Origin of the sequence: Mesorhizobium sp. B1-1-6 (assembly GCF_006443035.1) — a bacterium.
Taxonomy (GTDB): domain Bacteria; phylum Pseudomonadota; class Alphaproteobacteria; order Rhizobiales; family Rhizobiaceae; genus Mesorhizobium.
The window spans coordinates 33,730-51,913 of record NZ_VFWR01000011.1 but is presented as its reverse complement, the minus strand read 5'-3'; the positions used below and the strand labels follow the sequence as shown (position 1 = coordinate 51,913).

The window sequence follows — 18,184 nt, the reverse complement described above, 5'->3', positions numbered from 1 at the left end:
TCGCCCCCTAAGATGATGTGGCTCTATAGCGCGAGGAAGATTGAACACACAACCTTTTGCTGTGGGCAACGACGCCACGAACCACAGACGGCCATCGCTCCCTATGGGTTCGTGTAGGCAGTGTTGTTTTTCAGCAACCCGGCTGACACGTTTATCAGTCCGGCGGACGGCGTCCCACCGGTAGGCGCACCGACAGCGACGCCGCCTGGGATTTGCGTCGGGCTAGTGGTGGCCGGGGTGCTGCCGACGATGAGCGCCGATTGACTATTGGCCGTGAAAGACCGAGCGCCCGTCGTGTTGGTAATGAAATCGCAGCCAGTCTCGGCGTATTTCGCACCGTCGGCCGCAACGACGCCGAACCCCGTATTGGACTTGAACGTGGTGGTCGCAACCCGGAGCAATGTCGTAACGTTCGATACGATGCCATGCGCGGAGTTCCCTGAAACATAGCAGTCCGCGACTTTCACGTCTTGTTCATTGACATTTATCTGAATTCCCGGCGCCGTGCCTGTCGCAGGTGTTGTAAGGTTTGGTCCGGTGGTGCGAGTACCTGCGATTTCGAGGAACATGTTCTCGATCTTGTGGCCGAAGCCCCGGCTATCCAGGAATATGCAAGCGAGGCCATCTTCCCCGAGGAAGCCACCACGGAGACGAAGTGCATTAACCTCTGCCCCAACGTATCCCTTTACGGCGACGCCAGCGCCGCTATTGGCAAAAGATCGGATGTTTGCCCAATCCCCGAGCGCAACCTGTGTCCCGCCCCCATTGAGCGCCTCAGCATAGAGGCCATGGTTGCCGTTAACCTGCGCCAGGATGCGGTCCAGATACCACTGAATGGCATTCTGGCCGGCTGTATTCTGCATATAGAGGCCGTTGTTCAGATTGTTCGTGGTGATGATATCCGCCGCCTCGGAGTAGCCGGTGGTCCGCAAGTGGAGCCCATTATAGTGGCCCTGCACATAGAGGTTGTTCAGCTTGCATAGGCTGACGGCATCAACACATAGGATGCCATGGGCCCCGGCGACCGGCGTGCCGGTTCGTGTGATCGACAGGTCCTTGATGTCGATTTCGATGCCGGCTGAAGGAAGGGTTATCGCGGGCAGCGTCGTGGAGGCGATGTTGATCTTGCTTGTACCACGACCATAGCCGATGAGCTTGGAGCCGCTGCGCAAGGCGATGGTGGCGTCGATCTTGAAGGTGCCTTCACCCACCTCAACATATTTCTTGCTGTTCACCGCTGCTTGTAAAGCTGCCGTGCTGAGCGCCACGCCTGTAGGATCGTACGTTCCATATTTGGCAGGATACGCCAGATTGCCGATCGTGATGCGGAGTTCATCGGTGGAAGTCTGTGTGACGCGATCTGCGTTGATCTCGTCCACGTCATAGCCATCGCCGGCTGCATTGATGAAAAGCGTCTTGCCGGCATCCGCCACTGAAATCGCTGGCAGGTTGATGCTCGCCGCAGACGCAGCGGCAGCGGCAGCAGCAGCTTCAGCGGCGGCCCGATCTGCCGCGGTGCCGATTTCCGAGATGAGCCGGAATGTCGAGCCGGACACGTAGCCGGCAACGATCATGCCGGCCACCAGATAGTTGGCCTGCACGTCATTGCCGGCATTGGTCTTGATGGCCAGCGCGGCGCCACCGTTGAAGGATACGGTCGCAGGTCCGGTGTTGTTCTCGAAGATGTTGAGCGAGATGAGCGCCGCACCGTTCGCCGATGGCAACGGAATGCTTGTTGTCGCCACGATCGCGTTAGCCGTGCCGGCCCCGGCATCGGTCGCCGCGATGAAGCTGTAGGGCAGGTCAGCAACGCGAGTCCAGGACCCCACCCCGGAGGCGCCGAGCTTGCGATAGATGCCGTTGTTGGCGACCGTCGCATCACCCACCACCCATGCCGACGAATTGGCGCCGTGGGCGAGATCGGCATCCATGTGCGCCTTGGTGTCATAGATCAAACCGCCATTCGACAGGAAGGCGGTGATGATGCTCTCGACCCAGGTACCCCATGCCCGCAACAGCGCCTTGACCGGCTGAGACGGATTGGAGGACGGCCCATCGGCCATGATCGTATTCATCAGTTCGGGCATGCGAAAGCTCCAGGGCTGGAGACCCCACCGGAACGGCAAGGGTGAAATTCGTGGAAACGGGTAGATGGGCCGGGGGTTAGGTGACGACTTTCGGGCCGGTGGCGACGCTGGACGTGCTTTCCACGCCAGAGCCGTTCACCGAGCGCAGCCAGTAGTAATATGTGCCGGCGGCGAGCGGGGTATTGGTCCAGGCATCGGACGACGACGGCGCGCCATATTCGGTGCGGACCACGGTTGCGGCGCCTTCGTTATTGACGGTGTTTCGACGGATGTTGGTGGCGACATAATTGCCGGAGTTCGGGGTATTCCAGGTCAAGGCAACCTGGCCGACGCCGCCAGTGGCGACCACACCCGAAACGGCGGCCGGCGGTGTGTTGTCGACGGTGGAGACCACCGTTTCGCTATCGGAGTAATCGCCATAGCTGCCGTTCGACCCGATATAGACGGCCTCGATGTTGATCGATGTGTCGGCGGGAACCGGATTGGTGTTCAGCACGATGAGACCGGCATCCGGTGCGATCCCGGGGAATTTCTGCTCGATCCAGGCCCCAGGAACACCGCCGCCCACATCGGCGACGCGATAGCGCAGGGCCGGCGTGAGATCACTTCGGTTCGGATCAACCAAGGCGAGGCGGATGTAGACGGTCCCGCTGCCGGATATTGCCGCCGCGGTATCGATGATCGGCTTCGGGATGCCGTCCGAAACCGGCTTCGCCGGCACGGGTGGCGCAGCCCCTTCATCGACCGCCGGGTTCCAGTCGTCGATCTCCGGTCCGGAACCCGGCATCTTGATCCATGTCATCTGAAAACCGCCGCGCGAGACCGACAGGGCCGACCGGCGGTTGGCGATCAGCTTGCCATCCATCGAAGGCAGCCGCCGCGGTGTCGCCAGCCTGACCCATGGCGCGTAAACGGCGTTGATGCCGGTGAAGCGGACGTCGAACGTGCCGCGCTTCTTCTCCCGCAGACGCGCGAACTCCCGCTTGCCGAGTCGGCGAGCCTGCCGCCATTGCTGCACCCAGATATAGTTGCCGTCTTGTGGCAAGACGCGACCGGCCTCGATCTGTGCCGGCGTATCTTCGAAAAAGTCGGTGTCGGTCGTCGTGAAATCCGTGGCCGGATAGGTGAATTTCGGGATGAACTGATTGACCTCTTCCTCAAACAGGACATCGTGCTGCACGGTGTGGCCCACGATATCGGCATCAGTCAGCGTGGCGACATACTTTTCCCTGAACTTGCCGGCGACGAATAGCAGCGCGCCATCGCCGCGCTCGCACATCCAGCCGTCGCAGGAGGCGAGGATGGCATTTGTGCCGCTTTTCGGATCATGGTCAGTGGTATCGAAGCCGCCGCACTCATAGCGCTTCTCCGTGCCGCCAGCGGCCCGGGGCACGTCCTCATCGCAGACGTCGGCCTCTTCCTGCCACATGTCGAGAACCGGAAGCAGCGCCTTGCGAAAATCTCGCTTGGTGCCGAACGGATTGAAACATTCATGCCAGGCCAAAACCAGGGCCGAATTCTTGGTGAAGAGCCATGTCTCCGGGTTTTCCGGGTCCTGCGCCGGATCGCGGAAATCCCAGCACAGCGCAAGCTCGGCGACGACTGACAGAGCAGGCTTGCCGTACGGATAGCGCTTCTGGAAGTTTTCTGCACCAGGCGCGCGGCATGTCATGCCGACCGACGCCTGGCCGTCGCCGCGATGATCCGACGTCCAAACGCCTTCGGCGCCAAGATCGGCGACGATCTCGGCGATCGCGGTTTCCGGTGTCAGCCCCAGGCGCCGGTAAATGCGCACCGGATCGGCACTAGCGTATCTGTCGCCGTCAGGACTGATGACGGTGTCGCCGTCGAGCTCGACCTTGTCGTCATTCAGGTAGTAGCCGGTGTAGGCATTGATCCGATGGCCGACGATGGCCTGCACCGAATACATCCGGTTGTCGACCGCTTCCCAAAGCATCATTGCGCCGGCAAGCCTGGCCTCGCCGACCCCCCAGAACCTATACGGGATCGGCTGCGTCAGTGGCGCCCGGCCGTCCTCCGGCTTCGGCGGTTTGGGTGTCAGCAGGTACTGCACGCCGGCGACGATCGCCGTGGTGGCAATAGCCGAGGCGATCGCCGCATAGGAGACAGTCGTGCCGAAAAGCGTGAACCCGCCAGAGCCAAGAATGGCGGTGAAGATCGGCGTGAAGATCGGATCCTTGCGGACAGGCCAGCGATATGTGCCGTGCCAGCCCTCTGCGATGATCTCCTGCGTCGACGCTGTCTCGAAAGCGCCGATGACGGGATTATAGGTGCGCGCTCGCGAAACCTTGGCCAGCGCCTGGCGCAAGGCATCGTCGAACGGGTTCACGCTATGCGCCATGCCACGCCGGTCCAGTCTAGATGCTTCACCATCGCCCCGCGCGCCGACATCACCGCCCAGAGCGGGCCGAACCTGATCGCCGGGATGTCCTTGATGGCGACACCGCCGGCGTCGAATCCGGTCATGGTGCTGATGATGCCGATATCGCCGTCCTGCGGCTGCTGGACGCGCTGGAAGCCGAGGGCACCGAGCTTTGCCCCGACAAGGGCTTCGCACCCGCCAGCGGCCCGCAGGATGGCTTCCGCACCATCGGCGTCGAAATAGGTGCCGCGCAGATCGGCGCCCGGGTCCTTGCCAGTCGCCTCGACCACCCAGTCGGCCGCGAACAGCGTGCAGTCGGTGAACCCCCACTGCCAGCGGTGCGGCAGCCGGATATACTGTTCCAGCGTCATTGGTGCCTCAGTAGTTCGGCCAGGCCGGTGCGACGCCTCGCGCCAGACGCGCGGTGCCATCGCAGAACTTGTCGGTCGGATACATCGCCTTCTGGTGTGGTCCCGACCAAAGCACCAGCGAGGCGCGCGACCTGGTGTTCGACCCGGAAACCACGGCAAGCGTCAGGGTCGTGGTCGGGTTGTCCGTGCCTGAGACTGGCGGCATGGATTCGGTGGGATGCGACGCCGTTCCGGTCCAGAGCGCGATGATCGGCGTCGTCGGCTGGTAATAGTCATCCAGCGTGGTGAAGCCGATCTTCAAATCCTTGCCGCGGATGTCGGGCATGGTGTCAAGAACATTGGCTGCGGTATCCGGGTCGATGCCCGAAATCCCGAACTCCACGCTGGAGCTCTGGCCGTTGACGAGCACCTCGAGCGTCGGGATGTTGAGCAGCCTGCCGCCGCCGAGATAGACGGTGCCATCCTCGTCGAGGCTGTCGAAGCCGGCCGGAATGTCGTTGACGCCTGCCCAGATATGCAGGCCGGGATCGCTGTCGAGCCGGAAGAAGATCCCCAGGATATGGCTCGACGCCATGCGATCGAGCACCGATTGCGGCACATACTCGAGGCTGTAGGAGCCAATCAGATCCTGCCAGGCCATCGATTAGAAACCTTCGACGAATTGGATGGTCGGCGAAGACTGCCAGAACCCTTGTGCATCCCACGGCAGGGTGAAACCTGACGGGAATTTCATGACGCAGCGCGGCCTCGCAAACTCGATGCGGGTCCCCGCCGGTACCGCTTCCCGCAACGGCCTGTCGAGCGACAGCACGTATTGCGAACCGGTGTAGACGACACCCTCAACCGTTTCGGTAATCGGAACCGGGTCGGTGGTCTCCCAGTAGCGATAGGCCCGCCAGCCCTTGATTGGATGATAGATCGAGAACCAGTCCGACCAACGCAGGTTGCGCTCGGCGCCATACAGGTTGAGCGTGATCTGCCCCGCGTTGAGAGCCGCGTCGGCCCCCATAGTGCCGAATACGGAGAATTGGCTGTAGCCGGCGCCGTCGGAAAACAGCGAGGTATCCGAATGCGGGATGCCGTCGATGATCGGCCGCGGGATGCTCCTCGTATCGACCGGGAAAGGCCCCATCCAATCTGATTTGATCGGCACGTTCATGAACCGGACCGAGCTGTTCATGCGGGCCGCCACCCAGTTGATGTATTCGTGCGATTCTCTGGCCTGTACGAAGCACTCCTCGTAGGAGCCGATGAGGACACCGCCGCCGCTGGTTTCGATCGTGATCGATTCGCCCAGCCCGTTGCGGCCGCCTTCCAGGCCGCCGCCTTTGGTGTCGAAGGACATCTTGGATGGCCGAAGAAAGTCGATATCGAGCGTGGGGAGATTTATGTACCCCATGCCTCACCCCTTCTGCGAAGTGTAGCGGCGCTGCGTGTCACCGAACCCACCATTCACCTGGCCCTGATGATACTCGCCGATCGCCTCTTGGGCGCCTTGCTTGGACAGCGTACGGATATGGTCATCGCCGCTGGCGCCGTTGACGTGGACGTGCAGCTCGACGTTGGGCTGCTGCCTGTTCGAGTTGCCGGCAGAGGCCATCTGCATCGACCTCGCATTGCTGCGGATGGTGTCGCCGGCGCGAAGCCTGCGGAGTTCCGGACCGCGCTCGCCAACCCATGCCCAGCCCTCTGGTGCCGATTCGGTGCCATCGGCGAAACCGAACAACTTCGGGATGAAGCTGAAGATCGAGCTTAGGAAGCCACCGCCACCGCCGCTAGGTGCCGCGGCGCCGCCTCCCGAATATCCCAGAATGTCCGACAGCGTCGTGTTGGCCTGGAAATTCGAAGGCTTCAGGCCGTCCAGGATGGAGGCGAGACCGCCTTTGCCGCCAATCCCGCCGGCGAGCGCCTGCACTGTGTTGGTGACGCTGCTATCCAGGCCACCAAGGCTTCCGGCGGCCTTGTCCACCGCGGCGTTGAATTTGTCGACATAGACGGATCCGGTGGTGCCGAGGACATCCTTGGCACCGGCGCCGCTCGATAGCGGCCGGCCGGTGAACCAGGCTGATGCCGCATCTTGCGGATTTCCGTACTTCGACAGGTATTTGCCGAACTGCTTCGCGAAGATCGCGTCCTGCGCGCCGGAGTCGGCGAGGAACTGGCTCGGCGACAGGGTCTTGCCAAGGGCATCCTGCGACCACGACGGCAGGTTGCTCTTCATGACCTGATAGGCGCCGAGCGCCTGGTTGCCGTTCTTCAGGACTGGCCCCAGCGCTGAATATCCACCGCTGCCGGCGCTCTCGATCGAGCGGATCGCGGCGGCATATTGCGCCATGCTGCCGCCGATCGCGCCCAGCGGCGCGCGCGTGACGGCGCCAGGCGCATAGTTATCGTTGGCACCACCGAGCACGGCACCGACGATGCTCGACCCCGCACCGAGTGCGCCGCCGGCGCCCTTGCCGCCACTCATCCAGTTGGCAAAGGCGGTGCCGAGCCTGTCGAAGATGGCTTCCCACTGCTTATCCATCGAATGCGTCAGGGCGTTAAGGATCGAGGTTCCAAGCGCTTTGCCGATGTTGCCGCCGCTATTGAGAAGCTCGCTCTTGAAGTCGTTGAGGAAGCCGGTTGCCATCTCCTTGTTGTCGGAGAGCACCTGGTTGGAACGCATCCGCTGCGCTTCGGGCGAGTTGAGATCGACGGGCAAGCCGGCGCCGCGCAGACGGGACGCGATGTCCTGCTCCTGCGAGGTGCGGCCGAGCTGGTCGCGTTCAAACATCAGGTCTTGCGCTAGCTTCGCCTTTGCGGAGGCTTCCGCCATCGCCGCCAGCTCGGCGGTGTTTTTGCGGATGGCTTCGGCCTCGGCACCATAGAGCGGGATGCCAAGCTGGCGGATTTGCTGCTCAGCCTTAAAGCTGGCGATGGCGCGGTCGTGCGCGAGCGTGTTCTGACCGATGAGACCGAGTTCGGCCCTTTGCAGGTCGATATCCTGGCTTTGGGTGAAAATGGTGTCACGAGCCTGTTGCAGCGCGCGCAATTTGCCGTATTCGGCCGCTTTGGCCTTTATGGCTGCCAGTTCGGCCTGGTCGACGGCGACATTGTTTCGGGCGGCCTCGTCGCGGACCTGCTGCTCCAACTGGAATGCCATTTGCAAGGCTTCGACTTGCGCAGTAGTCTTGCCGATCAGGTCGATATCGAGCTTGCCCGATGCCAGCGTGTTTTCGAGTGAGCGGCCGCGCTCCTTCTGGGCCTCAGACAGCGCGTTCGTTGCTTGGGCCAGCGCAATCTTGCCGGCGAGATCGATACGGTCTGCTCGAGCGACCTCACTTTCGCCCTTGACGTATTGTGCCGCGGCTTCAGCGCGTGCTGCCATCTCTTTTTCCGCTGGCGATTTAGCGACCAGGCTTTGCAGCTGGGCCGCCGCTGCCTCGCGGCGCTGCGCGATGCCGGCTTGATCGGCGGCGGGGTCAATCCGGATCGTCGCGAAGGGATCTGTCCCTACGCGGCGGCGGCGTTCCAATTCGTCACGGCCGGCCTGTTGAGCGCGATCCATCGCGGCGGGACCGCCCACGGAGCCGCGATTGATGTCCTTGATGATCTCGTTGGTCTTTTGCAGCTGCTTAGCCGCCTCGGTGGCAGCCGCAACGATGCCGAGGATTTTGTCGCCTGTAGTTTGAAGGCCGGGATTGTTGGCTACGACGCCAGTGACCGACCTCTCGAACTGTTCGAAAGCCGCGAAATCATGGCTGCTTTTTCGTAACGTCTGGATCGCAGAATCGAAGGCGCGGAACTCAGGTTCGGTTGGACCGAAGAAGCCGCCGGCGCTGCGACCCGGGGTAACAAAGGTTGTGAGCTGCGACAGCGCTGCCTTGTCGGCCGCGGCAGCGGACAGACGCAGCGCAGCGGTGTCACGCCTTGCCGCCGCTTCCGCTGCGATAACGGACTTTTTGCCAAAATCGTCCGCCTTCAGCCCCGTGACACCGTAGGCTTCTCCCAATTCGGTGACCGACTTCTTCTGAGCCTGAATCGCATCGTCGACCGACTTCACCTGCGGCAGAAGCTTAGATCCAAACTGGATGCCGGCGGCGAGAACCGCAGTGAAGCCAACTGCAGCAAGATTGAGAGGAGAGAAGAGACTCGTGATGCCGCCGGCGAGTGTCTTCACGACGCCGGTCGCGCCCTTTTCCCCCATCGACATCTGCCAGGCGGTGCCGAGTTGCAGACCCTGCTGGAGCGCAATGGTGCCGATACCTTGGCCCATGCTGGCGGTGACGGCGATGTCCTGCAGCTGCTGCCCTGAATTGAATGCGGCAAAGTTGCCGGCGCCATGGCCGTTCTGATTGGCGGCAAGACGTCCTTTGGCCAAGTTCTGGGCGCGCGCCAGCTCTTCTGCGGAAATCGCTCCTTTTGCGGCCAACGCGGAGTATTCCGCGAGTTCGGCGTTGACGCGGTCCTGGGCGGCACCAAGCGGGTTCAGCTCGGCGCGCAGCGCGGCGACTTTCGCCGCCATCTGGTCGGCCTCGCGTCCGGCCTCCTCGAAAACCGATGCGGAGGCTCTCGCCGATTTCCCCGAATTCATCATGAGCGAGGAGTTGAAATTGTCGGCGAACAGTGCCCCGGCGTGCTGAGCCCGCAACTGCGCCATCTGCTCGATCTGCGCGAATTGAGCCTCGAAGACCGATGCCGACGAGCGCGCGCCGGATGACGGCGTGGTCTGGACGCCGAGTAAGCTGTTGAACCGGCTCTGGTTGGCGGCACCGCTCTGCCGGCTGTTCTCGGCCTGCTGGTCAGCCCGGGCCTGGGCGATGAACGCCTGATGGGCTGCCGAAGCCCGCGTCAGTGCGGCGGTCTGCCCCTGTATCTGGGCGTTGGCGGCCCCCACAGCCGCGGCAAGCTGCACCTGGCCCCTTGCTGCGATCTCTGACTGATCGGCTGTGATGCCGAGCTTCTGGTTCATGCCGACAAGGATTGTAGCGGCCTGCTCAACGGACACCTTGCCGGTCTCAAGCTGCTTGTTGAGACCGCGCAGGTCCCGCTCGAAGGCTTGTGCTTCCTTCTGGCCATCGACGTATTTTCGGCTGAGGAGGGAAACCACATTGCCGGAGGCACTGATTTTCGTGTCGGTCTGTGCGATGGCCTCGCCGACCGCGCGCGACGACGCCACCATCGCCGCATCGGCCGCCACTTTCTGGTCGGCGCCGGCCTTGTATTTGCCGGCGTCCATATCGGCGGAGACACGAAGGCTGGAGAGCTGAACGTTACTCATTTCGTGCAGCCTCCTCTTCCTTGTCTTTTTCTGCCCTATAGAGCAGCCATTCCGTATCGATGGCAGTCATGAACCGATGGAAGTTCTCGAAGGCTTCGCCCTCGATCCCGTAGCGACGCGCATAGGTATCAAGGGTGACGAAGCTGATCGGGCTTTCACCACCGAAGGCGCCGTACTGGCGGTCGAACCGAAGCGCTTCCCAGGCTCGCCAGTAGAAGCTGTGCCAAGCCTCGGCTTTCGCTTCGGAGGGACGCGACGGCAGCTGCGATTGCGGGAATTCGTTCGGATACTGGGCCGCCAGTTTCAGCAGCCAGGTATCAAGGCCTTTCCGCTTCAGATCGTAGCGGAAGGCCGCCGTTAGTTTTTTGTGGCGGCCTCGACGAATTCGACCTTCTTTTTGCCGACCTGGCCGGCACACCAGAAGATCATGCCGCGCATGACGCGATGCTCCTCGGCGACAAGAATCGTGCCTGCGAACTCGGTTGAATACTCGATATCGAGACCTTTCCAGCCAAGCAGAAGATGCTGGACCGATAGCTCTCCCTCAATCCGAGCCTGCACCTCCGGCGGCACCTTGTCGTCCGGATAGTTCTTTTTCAGATCCTCCAGCGCGGCCTGTCGTGCCGTTGTGTAGGGCGGATAGTTTGTCGAGCGCACCAAGAAAGCCAGACCCGGCAGCGCTGTCTGCTCATAAGGCTTCTCCGGGTTTAGACCGCCCCATTCCCTGGGCTCGATCCAGTCGCCCTCGCGTTCTTTTTTGAGATCAGCAGCAAGGCTGCCTAGCTTGATGGTCATGTCGGTGGATCCTTTGTCGGGAGGAAACGGGCGACGCCCCGACAGCGCCGCCCGCCTTCGCGCGCAAACGTTCCCCGGTGTCGGGCCGGGATTTGGGATCAGGCCTCGAAATACTCAAACCGGTCCCAGATGAGGCTGGCAGCCGTCAGGGCATCCTTCGACACCATGCCGGCGAGCGCCATGGTGACATCCTGGTTCTTGCCGCCGGCAGACGGGGCGCCGCCGGTGAAGGTCAGCCGCGGCAGCGCCATGACGACGGCCTGGCCGTCCTTGGCGGTGCGGCAGTTCAGGTTGCCGACGGTGCCGGCGAGCAGCTTGGTGAGAAGCGCGTTGTCGCCGAAGTAGGTCTCCAGCGTGACGTCGATCGCGAGTTCGCCGACGCCGATATCGACGGAGCCGATGTTGCCAACCGCCGTCTTCATGCGGAGATTGTTGTTGACGTTCATCGTCAACGCCCGGATCCAGTTCGGTGAAACCACAGATGCCCCGGATTCAGCGATGCGGCCGACGTCGACATTGGCGGCCATGATGCGATTGGTGGTTTCTGCATCCGGGGAGGCATCGAGCGGCGTGGTACCTTGCTCGCCGGTGAGACCGTTCATCGTGAACGAACCCGAGATCACCTGTTCCGTGGTCCAGTTGAAGGAGGCCTGGCCAACGACCATGCCGCGCTGCGCGATATAGGTCGGCACGGCCTGGCCCATGAAGCCACGCTCGATCGTCTGCGACGTCATCGTGACGCCGTTCTTGATCTGATCGCCGAACCACACCTTGATCGTCTTTCCGGAGCCGTCATCTGTGGTCCAGCCCACGGGCAGGTTGTCGAGCGGGATTTTGGTCGCCGTGATGGCTCCGGAAATCCGGGCCCATCCGTTGCAGACCGCAGCCGCAAACTTATCGCCTGCCGCGCTGCCCCCGATCTTGACCCACTGACCGGGCACCAGCCCGAGAGTGGTGAAATCGAGCGCGGTCGATCCCAGACCATCGGCCAGCGCGGTGACGTCTCCAGAGGCACCCTGGAAGCCAACCACCTTGATGCGTGCCGGCGCCGGCGGCGCCGCTTCCGTGACGAAGCCGGCGCCGAGGAACGCCGGAGCGGTGGCGCCGCCAGTGGTGCACTTGAAGACACCGTTGTTCGCCCCGGTAGCAAACCCGGAGAACCTAGCGATCTGTCCCGCGGCAAAGGCGGGGCCACTCGTGCAGGTCACCACATCCGTGGTGCCGGTGAGCGCCGTGATGACGCTGTCGGCGGTGCCGTCGTTGTCACGCGTCGGGGTGTTGACCCAAGGATTGAACATCATGGACTGCATGAAGTCGGCAAGCGATCCATCCTGCACGGGGTAGGAGAATTCGAAATTCACGGGACCCGAGTTCTGCTCGTTGATCTTGATCGGGTCGGCATTCATGCGGTCGGACCGCAGCTCGGCGGATTGCACGAACTGAGGCTCGTACTTCAAACCCTCGCCGGTGATGCGCATGGTGCGCATGCGTGGGGTAACGGGAGTGACGCCGAGCGAGGATTCCCGCACGGTGGTAAGGCGCAGACGATTGGAATCTGTCACTGGGTTTCTCCATGAAAAACCCCGCTACGGCGGGGCCGAGCGGGCGGTTCTGGTGGTTAGGAAGGTGAGGCGGACTATTTGTCCTTTGAGGATGGCGCGGCGGCCTTCTCGGCCGAGGCGGGCTTCGGCGTACCGATGAATTTACGCGCCTTCAGGTCATCGAAGGAGTGTGGCGAGAGATCGTCGGTTTCGCGGACCGGATCGCCAACAGCAAACCGGCGTGACGTCGAGTTGAAGGGCTTCAGAACATTGTTCATTGGTCGAGCTCCCAGTCGATTGTTGCGGTCATGCGGTAGTAGTTTCCATCCTGCGTTCCCCGCTCGCCGGCGCCGATCGAGGCGTCGCGGAAGCGGATGCCGGCGATTTCCTGGCCGCGGAAGAGATCGACCAGCTGCTTGGCGTAGACGCGGCCGGCCCGGGAGCCGGTTTCGTTCGGAGTGAGAACATGCATGAGAACCTGGCCGCCTTCGCGCCAGCGATTCGCAAGCACGGGTTCGGCGCCGATCGAGGCGAGATCGAAGAAGTCGCCGAAGATCTCGACGAGCACCCATGCCTCCGGGGTGTCGCCGATCGGGGAGGGCTCGTTTTCAAACACCATCGGCGTCCGGCCGGCCCAGGCCGCCAACAGGTAGTCGTGGATGCCGTCAAAGGCTTCGGGACTGGACATCAGAGCGCGTTCATCACGAGTGCGGGATAGGTCAGCATGGCGCCGGCTCGCTTGCCCGTTCGAAGCCGGTAGGGCGCCATGGTGGAGATCCCGCTTGGTACGTCAACGAACTTCATCTCGACGCGGTACGAATTGCCGAAGCGCCGGCGCAGCGCGCCTCTGGCCGTTTCGAAATGACGTGCCGGCACCGATAGCGACATCGATCCGGTTTCGATGCGGCGTGTGTACGGCTGCGGATTGAAGATGACGACCTCGGCGTCGCTGCGAAGCTTGGTGAAATCGGTGACGACGTTCCTGCCGCCGACGACAACCAGGAACGAGCGGGCGTAGCGCCCCGATTTCCGTGGGCTTCGCTTCACGAGCTCCTCGATCGCTGCGGTGATTATGTCCGCCCACCAGTTGAAGACATAAAGGATCGGTCCTGGCGCCTGCACCGATTCCTCGGCGGCGCCGGCGCGGCCGTTGACGAAGCGGTCGAAATTCGCGCTACCCTCGCCGGACGCGACTACGCGTGCGATCTCCTCGCGAGCAAACTTGGCGACGGCTGCATTGATTGCAGCCGGCTCCAGGCGGGCTGTGGCAACCTTGAGGTCGCGCTCGAAGGTGGCGAAGCTGGCCATCAGCCCCGCACCATCAGCTTAAGGCGGACGACGACGTCTTGGACCCGGATATGCCCGGCGAACTGCACGTTCGCTTCGGCGCCGGCGATCAGCACCTTGTCGCCAATCTTCAGCGGTAACAGCGCCTCGATCATGATCGGACTGACGACGACGACACGATCCGATTGCTGGACGTCGCCGACGAGCTCATCTGGCTTCACCGGACGAACAGCGGCCGGAACGGCCGCGACGTCGATCTTCGGCCGCGGTGTCCCCGTCGGTGCGGTATAGCGCCGGATCGTGACGGTCTCGCCGGCATCTGCAAGCGCGGCGTCGAGGTCGGCGATGAGCGATGCGGGATTCGTCATTACACAACCGCAACATTTATGTACCGCGACAGCTTAGCGAGAATGTCGGCGGGCACAGGGCCCGCCGATGAACCGGGGATGGCGCCCACCCAGAAGTCCTGCCTGACGGTTCGCACATCCGGGATTTCGACGCTCTCGCTCTTGACGAGCGGATCCCGGGCATCGGTGGAGAGGCGCAATCGAGCGAGATCCATCGCGGCGCCGGCGAGGTCGGCCGGAACGTCTGTGAGACCTGCGGTGTACTCGATGATCGCGTCTCCGCGGGTCCACACAAGCGTACGAGTACCGCATATTCTCTGGAGCAGCCCAGCCTCGGCGTCCAAGTCCGTGTCATCCGTGATCAGTGTCGTCCCGGCGTCGCTGACCGAAACCAAATCAGAGACGAACCGACGAGCAAGAAAGAGCATGTCGTCGCACCCGCCCTGCCGGAAGGTTTCGCGGACGGTCTCGCTTCTGAGGGTAGGGACGTGCACCCCGTCGCCTCGAACCTGGCAGGCCGATGCGATGTCGGCCGACACCCTGGCTCCGAGTTCCGTCAGCTCGCCATCACGGCTCGCGTCGCCGGCGGTGAGACCTGCGGCGACGCGCAGCTGTTCGATAGTCAGCAAGGAATAATTGGCCGCAGGCGTAACCACGGTGAATGTCGAACGCATGCGGCCCGCTCCGGAATCTTCGATCAGGCCGACTTGCCGGCGTTAATCGCTTCGATGATGTCGGCTTTCGTCTTCGCGGAGCTGATATCGACACCGCGATCGGCTGCGAGCTTCTCGAGTTCATCCTTCTTCAGGCTCTCGAGGTCGACTTCGGCTTCGGCTGTCGGCTTAGCGCCGCCGGCCGGCAGCGGATCGCCGAATTGATTGGTCGCCTTGTTCTCCCCGGCCGCGTTGGCGGCTTCGACTTCGGCCTTCTGTTTCTCGACCGCGGCCGCGGCAGAGGGGGGCGTTGCCTCACCTGGTTTCGCTAACGGCTGTTCGGTGACACCTGCGTTGGGATCGATTGAAAAGATGGGTGTGGCCCCCTGGAGCTCTCGGAGCATTTGCTGTTTCGCCGCGAAGACAAGGTGAGCATGAACGAGGTTACCGCTGTACGGTTTGCCGGAGCGGGCGATGATGGCCTTCAGTTCCTCGTCGGAAACGGCGGAGATCTTTCGATCGAAAGCCTCGATGATGTCCCGGTTCAGCTGCTCAGCTTCGGGAACACCGCTCTTGCTCTCTTCGATATACCCTGAAGCAACCAAGCCGCCGAAAGCGGAATCGGTGACGGAATAGCCTGCCGGTGGGAAATCGGAGCCCTCCGGGAGATGCTGCACATTGATACCGTCGAATGCGAACGGAAATGTCTTTGTGACCTTGCCGGTTTTCATGGCGGTCAATCCTCATGGTTGCAATGGATGAAAGGCCGGCGTTCAGATGGAACGCCGACCGGCTGATCGCCCCTCAAAAAGAACGGCGCTCGACTTATGCCGGCGGGTTCGCCGCTGGACCCTGGTTGAGCAAGCCATTGATCCAGGCGCCGGCGGCGAAGATGTTGCCGGCATTCGCCGCGGGAGTCAGCGTGACCCGCTGATACTGCTTGCCACCGGTGTACCCGATCTTGAACACCTTATCGTCGCTCGAAAAGAGAGGTGTCGCCAGCTGTTCGGTGCCGTTCAGCATGTCGTCAGGAACCGCAGCGGCGTCGGACAAATCTGCGGCGTCGCCATGTTCCATTAGGAACGTGAATGTCACATCGGCATCGGCGATCGAGCCCATGAGGAGCAGGAAGGCCACGGATTCGGCGCCGAGCCTGTTGTTGATCTGCGAAACGATCGCAGTGTTATCGACTACCGCGGCGGCCGGCGAGATGCCGCGCTTTGGGTTGATATGTGAAATGATGTCCCGCACGGGAACCTCCATTAAGGTTTCGCCGGAAACGCTACGCGCCCGGTCGAGAGTTTCGGAAAGCGAGGCGCGGCGTCGCGCCTCGCAGGGGTTCGGTGAGGGATCAGGCCGAGACGACCTGAAGTGCGTAGGCCTCGAAGTCGACGACATCGCCGCCAACACGCTGTCGCGTGTAGAATTCGACGAACGGCTTCGAGGAATACGGGTCGCGCAACGTGCGGATGCCGAGGCGATCGACAACCGTATAGCCGGCTCGGAAGTCACCGAAGGCGACCGGCAGCGTACCGGCGCCGACGGTGGGCATGTCGTCGGCGCGACGGATGTTGTAGCCGAGCAGCATCGAGGGCTTGCCCGCCTCCAGGCCGGGCCTCCACATGTACTGGCCGTTTAGATCCTTGAAGAGCATCACGGCGCCAACCGTCTGGCGCTTCATCAGCCAGGTCGCGTTGGCGAGATACTTGTCCTTCAGGGAGAAGGTCATCGTGACGAGACCATCCGCCGTCAGAGCGGTCGCATTGCCGGATGCAACCTGCAGGATGGTGCCGCGGACGCCGTTGGAGCCGGACGGGTAGGTCAGGATGCCCCGGGGCTTCTTGATGCCGTTGCCGGAAACGAAGGCCAGGGCGCGCATGCGGGCGAACTTTTCCGACACCTTGTTGGCAAGCCATGCCTCGATGTCGATCCCGGCGTCCTCGAGCAGCTGCTGCGTCGCCTTCGGCTTCGCATAGATCTCGAAGACGGGGATGCGCTGCACGCCGACCTGCGGTGTGCTGGTCTCCGGTCTCGCCTCCGTTTCACCAACCCAGCCGGCGCCGGCCTCATCGGTGTCGACGGCGATCTCCAGCGCGTCCGTCGAGACGGTCTCATGGTATGCGAGTTCGTCGATCGGGCTGGTTTCGTAGACCTTGGTGATGATACGCGAAGAGGTCTGCGTTGGCACCAGGTAGCCGCCGTCGGGATCGGAGCCGACAAGCATGGCCTTCTGCTCGTCAGGCGACAGGAAATTCACTTCCCGGCGCAACGACTGCTTGAATGCCTCCTGATAGGCCTTGTACTCGTCCGGATTGACGTCTTCCGGCTTCAGGATCGTGGTCGCCTTCAGTTCGCCCCGACGAGACATCGCGACGCGCTTGAACTCGGTGGCTTCTCTCAGGAACTTCGCCTGGTCGTCAACGTTGCCGCCGAGACCGGGGCGGCCGAGCTTCTTCTGGATCTCGAGGATCGCGTCCGCCTCTTTGGCGGCCTTGTCCATGATGTCCTTAACCTGCTTTTCGATGGCCTCGTGTTTCGCGGTCACGCCGGCGGTGAGCGCTTCGAGGTCCTTCTTGAGCTGAGTTCCTTCGCCTGCGGCCCTGCCGGCCTTCTCGGCCAGTTCGCGGACCTCCTTGAGGTCCTTTTCCATCGAGGTCTTCAGCGTGCCGACGTCGTCGCCAAACTTCTTTACCTCGCGCTGGACATCTTCCAGCACGTCTTTCAGTTCGGGCATGTCGCCCTCCTTATGCCTGGTTGGGGGAGATCAGCTTGCGCGTGGACCGAAGTCCTTCCAGCAAGCCAGTTACGTCCAGATCGCCCCCAGCCTCGCGCCGTGCGATCTTGGTCAGACGGCCGACAAAATCGCGGGCCGTGTTCTTCGTCCATCGCGGCCCGCCTGCCTCGCGCAAGAAGTCCTCGAAGTCCGAAAGGGTTTTCAAGGCATCGATGTCAGCGGATTTCACCGCGCCAACCGTGGCCTTGTCATTGGAGGGGAAGGTGACGACGCTGAGCTCGACCAGGTCGATTTCGTGCAAGGTACGTGACGGATCGGTCGGCTTCGTGCCGACAGTGTATTTCTTGGCACGATAGCCTATCGAAAGACCGTCAAGCGACCCCGCCTTCATGCCTTCGTAGATCAGCTGACCGCGGTCGGTACCAAGGGCGAAGAGCTGGCCTTCAACCTTCAGACCCTTGGAGTTTTCCTCCATCGAGTTCCACTTGCCGATCGGCAGCATATCGTCGACGGGACCGAAGAAACCGCCGTGCTGCAGGAGCATCGGCGGGAGCTTGCCTTTGGCCTCCCACGCCCGCAGCGATTCCTTAAAGGCACCTTTTTCGATGACGTCGCCGTGGCTGTCGACGTTTCCGAAAATGGACCCATAGCCGGAGAACGTGCCGTCCTGCGCGCCGTTGGCGAATTTGACCTCGCAGAGATCGGAGGTGAAATGTTCCATCT

At 62.4% G+C, this 18,184-nt stretch carries 18 protein-coding genes; all 18 read right to left on the bottom strand.

Annotated elements, in window-relative coordinates:
- Nucleotides 1-101 precede the first annotated feature (101 nt).
- The 18 genes from FJ979_RS21715 to FJ979_RS21630 all read right to left on the bottom strand — a co-directional run bounded on the left by FJ979_RS21715 (nucleotide 102) and on the right by FJ979_RS21630 (nucleotide 18,182).
- Nucleotides 102-2,087: a hypothetical protein gene (locus tag FJ979_RS21715; RefSeq protein ID WP_140583689.1), complete on the bottom strand. Its 1,986-nt coding sequence runs from the start codon at nucleotides 2,085-2,087 to the stop codon at nucleotides 102-104.
- Between the two features lie 76 nt (nucleotides 2,088-2,163).
- A complete protein-coding gene (locus FJ979_RS21710; protein ID WP_140583688.1) occupies nucleotides 2,164-4,449 on the bottom strand; it encodes a hypothetical protein in 2,286 nt (761 codons plus the stop codon).
- A complete protein-coding gene (locus FJ979_RS21705) occupies nucleotides 4,434-4,841 on the bottom strand; it encodes a hypothetical protein (protein ID WP_140583686.1) in 408 nt (135 codons plus the stop codon). Before FJ979_RS21705 ends, FJ979_RS21710 begins: the two co-directional genes overlap by 16 nt.
- Nucleotides 4,842-4,848: 7 nt before the next feature.
- Nucleotides 4,849-5,481 carry a hypothetical protein gene (locus FJ979_RS21700; protein ID WP_140583684.1) on the bottom strand — a complete coding sequence of 211 codons (633 nt, stop codon included), beginning with the start codon at nucleotides 5,479-5,481 and terminating at the stop codon, nucleotides 4,849-4,851.
- A 3-nt stretch (nucleotides 5,482-5,484) separates the two neighbouring features.
- The gene (locus FJ979_RS21695) at nucleotides 5,485-6,240 is read right to left on the bottom strand and encodes a hypothetical protein (RefSeq protein WP_140583683.1); all 756 of its coding nucleotides are present in this window, start codon (nucleotides 6,238-6,240) and stop codon (nucleotides 5,485-5,487) included.
- A gap of 3 nt (nucleotides 6,241-6,243) precedes the next feature.
- Nucleotides 6,244-10,104 (bottom strand): hypothetical protein, encoded by a 3,861-nt coding sequence (locus FJ979_RS21690; protein ID WP_140583681.1) that lies wholly within the window; start codon nucleotides 10,102-10,104, stop codon nucleotides 6,244-6,246.
- Complete coding sequence (locus FJ979_RS21685; protein WP_140583679.1) at nucleotides 10,097-10,522, bottom strand: hypothetical protein; 426 nt, start codon at nucleotides 10,520-10,522, stop codon at nucleotides 10,097-10,099. The genes FJ979_RS21690 and FJ979_RS21685 overlap by 8 nt, the downstream gene beginning before the upstream one ends.
- A complete protein-coding gene (locus tag FJ979_RS21680) occupies nucleotides 10,462-10,899 on the bottom strand; it encodes a hypothetical protein (RefSeq protein WP_140583678.1) in 438 nt (145 codons plus the stop codon). Before FJ979_RS21680 ends, FJ979_RS21685 begins: the two co-directional genes overlap by 61 nt.
- A 98-nt stretch (nucleotides 10,900-10,997) precedes the next feature.
- Nucleotides 10,998-12,461 carry a phage tail tube protein gene (locus tag FJ979_RS21675; protein WP_140583676.1) on the bottom strand — a complete coding sequence of 488 codons (1,464 nt, stop codon included), beginning with the start codon at nucleotides 12,459-12,461 and terminating at the stop codon, nucleotides 10,998-11,000.
- Between the two features lie 74 nt (nucleotides 12,462-12,535).
- Nucleotides 12,536-12,718 (bottom strand): hypothetical protein, encoded by a 183-nt coding sequence (locus FJ979_RS21670; RefSeq protein ID WP_140583674.1) that lies wholly within the window; start codon nucleotides 12,716-12,718, stop codon nucleotides 12,536-12,538.
- Complete coding sequence (locus FJ979_RS21665) at nucleotides 12,715-13,128, bottom strand: hypothetical protein (protein WP_140583672.1); 414 nt, start codon at nucleotides 13,126-13,128, stop codon at nucleotides 12,715-12,717. Before FJ979_RS21665 ends, FJ979_RS21670 begins: the two co-directional genes overlap by 4 nt.
- Nucleotides 13,128-13,748 carry a hypothetical protein gene (locus FJ979_RS21660; RefSeq protein WP_140583670.1) on the bottom strand — a complete coding sequence of 207 codons (621 nt, stop codon included), beginning with the start codon at nucleotides 13,746-13,748 and terminating at the stop codon, nucleotides 13,128-13,130. Before FJ979_RS21660 ends, FJ979_RS21665 begins: the two co-directional genes overlap by 1 nt.
- The gene (locus FJ979_RS21655; protein ID WP_140583668.1) at nucleotides 13,748-14,095 is read right to left on the bottom strand and encodes a hypothetical protein; all 348 of its coding nucleotides are present in this window, start codon (nucleotides 14,093-14,095) and stop codon (nucleotides 13,748-13,750) included. Before FJ979_RS21655 ends, FJ979_RS21660 begins: the two co-directional genes overlap by 1 nt.
- Entirely contained in the window at nucleotides 14,095-14,748 is a 654-nt protein-coding gene (locus tag FJ979_RS21650) for a hypothetical protein (RefSeq protein WP_140583666.1), read from the bottom strand. Before FJ979_RS21650 ends, FJ979_RS21655 begins: the two co-directional genes overlap by 1 nt.
- A 23-nt stretch (nucleotides 14,749-14,771) precedes the next feature.
- Complete coding sequence (locus FJ979_RS21645; RefSeq protein ID WP_140583664.1) at nucleotides 14,772-15,458, bottom strand: Rho termination factor N-terminal domain-containing protein; 687 nt, start codon at nucleotides 15,456-15,458, stop codon at nucleotides 14,772-14,774.
- Between the two features lie 94 nt (nucleotides 15,459-15,552).
- A complete protein-coding gene (locus FJ979_RS21640; protein WP_140583662.1) occupies nucleotides 15,553-15,978 on the bottom strand; it encodes a hypothetical protein in 426 nt (141 codons plus the stop codon).
- A gap of 100 nt (nucleotides 15,979-16,078) precedes the next feature.
- Nucleotides 16,079-17,461, bottom strand: a complete 1,383-nt coding sequence (locus FJ979_RS21635; RefSeq protein WP_140583660.1) for a phage major capsid protein — start codon at nucleotides 17,459-17,461, stop codon at nucleotides 16,079-16,081.
- Nucleotides 17,462-17,471: 10 nt separating this feature from the next.
- Complete coding sequence (locus tag FJ979_RS21630) at nucleotides 17,472-18,182, bottom strand: HK97 family phage prohead protease (RefSeq protein ID WP_181181809.1); 711 nt, start codon at nucleotides 18,180-18,182, stop codon at nucleotides 17,472-17,474.
- Between the last annotated feature and the right edge of the window lie 2 nt (nucleotides 18,183-18,184).

What these genes read in the sequence shown, in the direction of transcription:
- FJ979_RS21645 (WP_140583664.1), bottom strand. Translation starts at nt 15,458, where the DNA reads ATGAAAACCGGCAAGGTCACAAAGACATTTCCGTTCGCATTCGACGGT.
- FJ979_RS21670 (WP_140583674.1), bottom strand. Translation starts at nt 12,718, where the DNA reads ATGAACAATGTTCTGAAGCCCTTCAACTCGACGTCACGCCGGTTTGCT.
- FJ979_RS21680 (WP_140583678.1), bottom strand. Translation starts at nt 10,899, where the DNA reads ATGACCATCAAGCTAGGCAGCCTTGCTGCTGATCTCAAAAAAGAACGC.
- FJ979_RS21690 (WP_140583681.1), bottom strand. Translation starts at nt 10,104, where the DNA reads ATGAGTAACGTTCAGCTCTCCAGCCTTCGTGTCTCCGCCGATATGGAC.
- FJ979_RS21695 (WP_140583683.1), bottom strand. Translation starts at nt 6,240, where the DNA reads ATGGGGTACATAAATCTCCCCACGCTCGATATCGACTTTCTTCGGCCA.
- FJ979_RS21715 (WP_140583689.1), bottom strand. Translation starts at nt 2,087, where the DNA reads ATGCCCGAACTGATGAATACGATCATGGCCGATGGGCCGTCCTCCAAT.
- FJ979_RS21710 (WP_140583688.1), bottom strand. Translation starts at nt 4,449, where the DNA reads ATGGCGCATAGCGTGAACCCGTTCGACGATGCCTTGCGCCAGGCGCTG.
- FJ979_RS21650 (WP_140583666.1), bottom strand. Translation starts at nt 14,748, where the DNA reads ATGCGTTCGACATTCACCGTGGTTACGCCTGCGGCCAATTATTCCTTG.
- FJ979_RS21635 (WP_140583660.1), bottom strand. Translation starts at nt 17,461, where the DNA reads ATGCCCGAACTGAAAGACGTGCTGGAAGATGTCCAGCGCGAGGTAAAG.
- FJ979_RS21705 (WP_140583686.1), bottom strand. Translation starts at nt 4,841, where the DNA reads ATGACGCTGGAACAGTATATCCGGCTGCCGCACCGCTGGCAGTGGGGG.
- FJ979_RS21665 (WP_140583672.1), bottom strand. Translation starts at nt 13,128, where the DNA reads ATGTCCAGTCCCGAAGCCTTTGACGGCATCCACGACTACCTGTTGGCG.
- FJ979_RS21660 (WP_140583670.1), bottom strand. Translation starts at nt 13,748, where the DNA reads ATGGCCAGCTTCGCCACCTTCGAGCGCGACCTCAAGGTTGCCACAGCC.
- FJ979_RS21630 (WP_181181809.1), bottom strand. Translation starts at nt 18,182, where the DNA reads ATGGAACATTTCACCTCCGATCTCTGCGAGGTCAAATTCGCCAACGGC.
- FJ979_RS21700 (WP_140583684.1), bottom strand. Translation starts at nt 5,481, where the DNA reads ATGGCCTGGCAGGATCTGATTGGCTCCTACAGCCTCGAGTATGTGCCG.
- FJ979_RS21655 (WP_140583668.1), bottom strand. Translation starts at nt 14,095, where the DNA reads ATGACGAATCCCGCATCGCTCATCGCCGACCTCGACGCCGCGCTTGCA.